The 6,255-nt window shown below is 51.9% G+C and carries 6 protein-coding genes; 1 reads left to right on the top strand and 5 read right to left on the bottom strand.

Annotated elements, in window-relative coordinates; translation table 11 throughout:
- Positions 1-210: 210 nt before the first annotated feature.
- The 3 genes from clpA to yljB all read right to left on the bottom strand — a co-directional run bounded on the left by clpA (position 211) and on the right by yljB (position 3,011).
- Positions 211-2,487, bottom strand: coding sequence for an ATP-dependent Clp protease ATP-binding subunit ClpA (gene clpA / locus ACUU1M_RS18095; RefSeq protein WP_152029042.1), 2,277 nt, complete (start codon positions 2,485-2,487; stop codon positions 211-213).
- A gap of 30 nt (positions 2,488-2,517) precedes the next feature.
- Positions 2,518-2,838 carry an ATP-dependent Clp protease adapter ClpS gene (clpS, locus tag ACUU1M_RS18090; RefSeq protein ID WP_000520781.1) on the bottom strand — a complete coding sequence of 107 codons (321 nt, stop codon included), beginning with the start codon at positions 2,836-2,838 and terminating at the stop codon, positions 2,518-2,520.
- A gap of 98 nt (positions 2,839-2,936) precedes the next feature.
- Positions 2,937-3,011 (bottom strand): protein YljB, encoded by a 75-nt coding sequence (gene yljB, locus ACUU1M_RS18085; RefSeq protein ID WP_001406719.1) that lies wholly within the window; start codon positions 3,009-3,011, stop codon positions 2,937-2,939.
- 149 nt (positions 3,012-3,160) lie between these two features.
- On the opposite strand from yljB, the gene cspD reads away from it, so the two are divergent.
- Complete coding sequence (gene cspD / locus ACUU1M_RS18080; protein WP_000410785.1) at positions 3,161-3,385, top strand: cold shock-like protein CspD; 225 nt, start codon at positions 3,161-3,163, stop codon at positions 3,383-3,385.
- Positions 3,386-3,457: 72 nt separating this feature from the next.
- On the opposite strand, the gene macB is transcribed toward cspD, so the two are convergent.
- Both macB and macA read right to left on the bottom strand, forming a co-directional pair.
- A complete protein-coding gene (macB, locus tag ACUU1M_RS18075; RefSeq protein ID WP_000188162.1) occupies positions 3,458-5,404 on the bottom strand; it encodes a macrolide ABC transporter ATP-binding protein/permease MacB in 1,947 nt (648 codons plus the stop codon).
- On the bottom strand, positions 5,401-6,255 hold an 855-nt coding region (gene macA / locus ACUU1M_RS18070; RefSeq protein WP_449144718.1), incomplete at its 5' end, for a macrolide transporter subunit MacA. The genes macB and macA, both read right to left, overlap by 4 nt.

The following is a 6,255-nucleotide window of genomic DNA, read 5'->3' as shown; positions in this document are numbered from 1 at the left end:
CAAATACTACACGTTTAGCCCGTTGTTAATAAAGCAAAACCATCCCATTCTCCTGCAGCACCCTTTTTTATCCTTACCTTCCAGCAGCACTAATTATCAACAACTTACCTTCACCTCCAAAAATAGGGTTTTCACCGTTCCACCCCATAAATAAAAAGTCCGTAACCCCTGACGAGATTACGGACTTCACCAACCTACCTGACAATCAGATTAATGCGCTGCTTCCGCCTTGTGCTTTTGTGCACTCTGGAATCCGTAAGTCAGCTCATTTTTCTCTTTATCCAGCGCAACCGTCACCTGACCGCCGTCCACCAGCGAACCAAACAGCACTTCGTTGGCGAGCGGTTTTTTCAGGTTGTCCTGGATGACACGCGCCATCGGACGTGCGCCCATTGCCCGGTCGTAACCTTTCTCGGCCAGCCAGTTACGCGCTTCCTGGCTCACTTCCAGAGAAACACCTTTCTGATCCAGCTGAACCTGCAACTCGACGATGAATTTATCCACCACCTGATGGATCACGTCAGTTGACAGATGATCGAACCAGATAATGTTGTCGAGACGGTTACGGAATTCCGGTGTAAAGATCTTCTTGATCTCTTCCATCGCATCGGTGCTGTTATCCTGGTGGATAAGACCAATGGATTTGCGCTCAGTTTCCCGTACCCCGGCGTTAGTGGTCATCACCAGCACCACGTTACGGAAGTCCGCTTTGCGTCCGTTGTTATCGGTCAGCGTACCGTTGTCCATCACCTGCAACAGAATATTGAACACGTCCGGATGCGCTTTCTCGATTTCGTCCAGCAGCAGCACCGCATGTGGATGCTTGATTACCGCATCGGTCAGCAAACCGCCCTGATCAAAACCAACGTATCCCGGAGGCGCACCAATCAGACGGCTGACGGTATGGCGTTCCATATACTCGGACATATCAAAGCGCAGAAGCTCAATGCCCAACGCTTTCGAAAGCTGTACCGTCACCTCTGTTTTCCCGACCCCGGTAGGACCGGCAAACAGGAACGAACCGACCGGTTTATGTTCGTGACCTAAACCTGCACGCGCCATCTTAATGGCTTCAGTCAGCGCCTCAATGGCTTTATCCTGGCCGAAGACCAGCATTTTCAGGCGATCGCCGAGGTTTTTCAGGGTATCGCGGTCACTCTGAGAAACACTCTTCTCTGGAATGCGTGCAATACGGGCCACCACGGACTCAATATCCGCCACATTAACGGTTTTCTTGCGTTTGCTTACCGGCATCAGACGTGCGCGAGCGCCCGCTTCGTCGATAACATCAATGGCTTTATCCGGCAGATGACGATCGTTAATGTATTTCACCGCCAGCTCTACCGCCGCACGCACCGCTTTTGCGGTATAACGCACGTCGTGGTGCGCTTCATACTTCGGTTTCAGGCCATTGATGATTTGAACAGTTTCTTCGATCGACGGTTCAGTAATATCAATTTTCTGGAAGCGACGCGCCAGAGCACGGTCTTTCTCGAAAATGTTGCTGAACTCCTGATAGGTTGTCGAACCAATTACGCGAATTTTACCGCTGGAGAGCAACGGTTTGATTAGGTTAGCCGCATCGACCTGACCACCAGACGCTGCACCCGCACCGATAATGGTGTGGATCTCATCAATAAACAGGATGCTGTTAGTGTCCTGCTCCAGCTGCTTGAGCAACGCTTTAAAACGTTTTTCAAAGTCGCCGCGATATTTTGTGCCCGCTAACAGAGAACCGATATCGAGAGAGTAAATCGTACAGTCAGCCATCACTTCCGGCACATCACCCTGAACAATTCGCCAGGCAAGACCTTCTGCAATCGCGGTTTTACCGACACCAGATTCCCCCACCAGCAGCGGGTTGTTTTTACGGCGACGGCAGAGAACCTGAATAGCACGCTCCAGCTCTTTCTCACGACCAATTAGTGGGTCGATTCCGCCCACACGCGCAAGCTGGTTCAGGTTCGTCGTGAAATTCTCCATACGTTCCTCCCCACCAGCTTGTTCTTCGCTGTTTGGCTGGCTGCCAGGATCAGAAGACTGTGTCGGCTCGTCTTTACGCGTGCCATGAGAGATAAAGTTCACCACATCGAGACGGCTGACTTCATGTTTACGCAACAGATATGCCGCCTGCGACTCCTGTTCGCTGAAGATAGCGACCAGAACGTTTGCACCGGTAACCTCATTGCGACCGGAGGACTGGACATGGAAGACCGCACGTTGCAGTACACGCTGAAAACTCAGCGTCGGCTGTGTGTCGCGCTCCTCTTCACTGGCAGGCAGAACGGGTGTGGTTTGTTCAATAAAGGCTTCCAGTTCCTGACGGAGCGCAACCAAATCCACAGAACACGCTTCCAGCGCCTCCCGGGCAGATGGGTTACTGAGCAGCGCCAGTAACAAGTGCTCGACGGTCATAAACTCATGACGGTGCTCGCGCGCTCTGGCGAAAGCCATATTTAAACTGAGTTCCAGTTCTTGATTGAGCATAGGCACCTCCCCCAATTTTTATGCCTGCATTCAGGCTTTTTCTAGCGTACACAGCAATGGATGCTCATTCTCCCTCGCGTACTTGTTCACCATCGCCACTTTGGTTTCTGCAACCTCGGCGGTAAAGACTCCGCAAATGGCCTTCCCCTGGTAGTGAACAGCGAGCATCAATTGCGTTGCACGTTCTACATCATAAGAAAAGAATTTTTGTAACACGTCAATAACAAACTCCATCGGAGTGTAATCATCATTGACTAATATCACTTTATACATAGATGGCGGTTTTAGCGCGTCGCGAACTTTTTCTTCCGCCAGTTGATCAAAGTCCAGCCAGTCGTTCGTTTTACCCATTGTCAGTTATCATCTTCGGTTACGGTTATCGGCAGAACGCCCTGCCGCTGACAAGAGCTTATTTGCCTGACCAATCTACTCCACATGATAGATAACTATCATCTATCGTTGGCATCAGCGACATCTGTCACATTCCTGTCAATAGCGTTAACTGCTTCAAATTTTTGATTCATACCTGCCCCCTGGCCCCTGTCAAATGCTTGACGGCTCGCCCTAATTCTCTAAATTGTATTTCTAGAGTTGACGAGGTTTTGAACAGCCCCCTCTCTGACCCCGGTTTATTCCATCTTACTTGTATAAGATTTGCGAAGGATGTCGAAGCATGGAAAAGGGTACTGTTAAGTGGTTCAACAATGCCAAAGGGTTTGGTTTCATCTGCCCTGAAGGCGGCGGCGAAGATATTTTCGCTCATTATTCCACCATTCAGATGGATGGTTACAGAACGCTAAAAGCTGGACAATCCGTTCAGTTTGATGTCCACCAGGGGCCAAAAGGCAATCACGCCAGTGTTATTGTGCCCGTCGAAGTAGAAGCGGCAGTCGCATAGCTCTTCTGTCTCATTGTGTACATCCTAAAGGCAAAATGCCAGCCCGATCGGCTGGCATTTTTATCTCAAAAATTACTCCCGTGCCAGAGCATCTACTGGATCCAGTCGTGCCGCATTTCGTGCGGGTAACCAGCCAAATAAAATCCCGGTGGCCGTCGAGCAGAGAAACGCCAACAGCAGCGCCAACGGTGAAAAACCAATCTCCCAGCCGGGTAAGAAAAGCTGCAAGGTGAAAGCAATTAACAGTGACAGTGTTATTCCCAACGCGCCACCGACCAGGCAAACCAGTACGGCTTCGATCAGGAACTGTTGCAAAACATCGCTTGCTCGCGCACCTACAGCCATGCGAATGCCAATTTCCCGCGTCCGCTCGGTCACTGACACCAGCATAATATTCATTACACCAATACCGCCCACCACCAGCGAAATCACCGCCACCAGCGTCAGAAACAGTTGTAAAGTACGTGTGGTCTTTTCAACAGTTTTCAAGACGCCGTCCATGTTCCAGGTAAAGAAATCCTTCTTACCGTGGCGCAGTGAAAGTAAACGCGTGAGTTGCTGTTCCGCCTCGGCGCTGTCAAATCCTTCTTTCACCCTGACAGTAATGGAGTTAAGCCACGACTGGCCCATAACTCGCCCGGACATCGTGCTGTAAGGTAGCCAGACACGCAGCACTTTACTGCTACCAAACATCGACTGTTTTTCTTCCGCCACACCAATGACTCTGGCGGGCATATTGCCGACCAGAATCACCTCGCCAACCACATCTGCTTTATGGGGGAAAAGCTGGCGGCGAGTATTACTGTCGAGAACCACGACCTGCGCACGACCGTTCAGCTGCTCCTGATTAAAGGTGTTTCCTTCACTGAAGGTCATGCCATAGACATTAAAATAATCGCCGCTCACGCCATTGGCACTGGCAGCAACATCAACATTGTTATAACGCAGGCGCAGGTTTTGCGAGACGGCAGGTGTGGCTGAGGCGACCCACGGTTGTTTTTGGATGGCGATTAAGTCGTCGTACTTCAGCGCCTGCTGATATTGCGGATCGTCATCGCCAAAATCTTTCCCGGGATAGACATCAATAGTATTCGTACCAATAGAACGAATATCCGCCAGCACCATTTGTTTGGCGGCGTCACCCACCACGACAATGGAAACCACCGACGCAATACCGATAATAATCCCCAGCATGGTCAGTAAAGTACGCATTTTATTCGCTGCCAGCGCCCGCCATGCCATCGTCAGCGCCTCGTTAAAACCGCTGACAAACTGCCGCCAGCCAGACACTGTATTGACAACAGGCTCCGTCCCGCCAGCAACATTCACTTTTTCAATGGCGGGAGGATTGCGCACAATTTCGCCGTCGCGAATTTCGATCACCCGCTCGGCCTGAGCAGCGACCTGCGGATCGTGGGTGACGATAATCACCGTATGCCCGCGATCGCGCAGCTGATGCAGGATCGCCATCACCTCTTCGCCAGAATGGCTGTCCAGTGCGCCGGTCGGTTCATCGGCAAGAATTACCTGACCGCCGTTCATCAATGCCCGCGCGATGCTGACGCGCTGTTGCTGACCACCCGAAAGCTGTGCCGGATAATACTCTGTACGGTCTTCCAGCCCCAGCCGTTGCAGCAACTCCTGGGCACGAAGCAGTCGCTGTTTCCGCTCAAGACCGGCATAGACGGCGGGTACTTCAACGTTCTGCTCGGCGGTTAAATGCGAAAGCAAATGGTAACGCTGGAAAATAAAGCCGAAATGCTCGCGGCGCAGTTGCGCCAGCGCATCGGCGTCCAGCGTGGCAATATCCTGACCGGCTACGCGATAGGTGCCGCTGGTGGCCTTATCCAGGCAGCCGAGAATATTCATCAGGGTCGATTTACCGGAACCCGAAGCGCCAACAATCGCGACCATCTCACCCGCATAAATATTGAGGCTGATGCCCTTCAGCACCTCAACCTGCTCATCACCGGCAGGATAGCTGCGACGAATATCCTTTAATTCGAGCAAAGGCGTCATTGTGCAGCTCCTGGTTTGGCCTCACCAATCACCACTTCATCGCCCGCTTCCAGCCCTTTGACAATCTCAACATCGGTATCGTTACGTGCGCCAATCGTCACTTCACGCTCGCGTGTTTCATCATTACGCAACAATTTGACTTTATAACGATTATCGCCAACCGGATCGCCTAACGCCGACAGAGGGATCGTCAACACATTTTTCACATCGGTGAGCTGAATATGCACTTGCGCGGTCATATCCAGCCGCAGCAAACCATTGGGGTTGGGTACTTCAAAACGGGCATAATAGAAAATAGCGTCGTTTACCTTTTCCGGCGTCGGTAGCACATCCTTGATTTGCCCCTCGTAGCGCGTCAGTGGATCGCCAAGCACCGTAAACCAGGCTTTTTGCCCCGGCTTCAGGTGGATTACATCCGCTTCAGAAACCTGCGCTTTTACCAGCATAGTGCTCATATCTGCCAGCGTCAGAATGTTCGGTGCTTGCTGTGCGGCAATCACCGTCTGGCCTTGCAGAGTGGTGATTTGCGTCACTTCCCCGGCCATCGGGGCAACGATACGGGTGTAATCGAGATTGGTTTTAGCCGTATCGAGAGAGGCCTGATTGCGCTTGATTTGCGCGTCAATGGTGCCAATTTGCGCCTGTTTCACAGCCATCTCCGTCGCGGCGGTATCGAGATCCTGCAGTGAAACCGCTTGCGTTTGTGCCAGACGTTGCTGACGGGAATACGTCACCCGCGCCAGTTTCAGCTCCGCTTCCGCCTGCTGCCGCTGCGCGCGTAGCTCCATCAGCGTTGCTTCGACCTCCTTGATCTGGTTTTCAGCCTGTTCAGGATCAATGACCCCTAAAAG

The organism is Shigella sp. SIG6, from assembly GCF_053555815.1.
The sequence above is the reverse complement of the archived record's forward strand: the minus strand, read 5'-3'. Positions and strand labels throughout refer to the sequence as shown.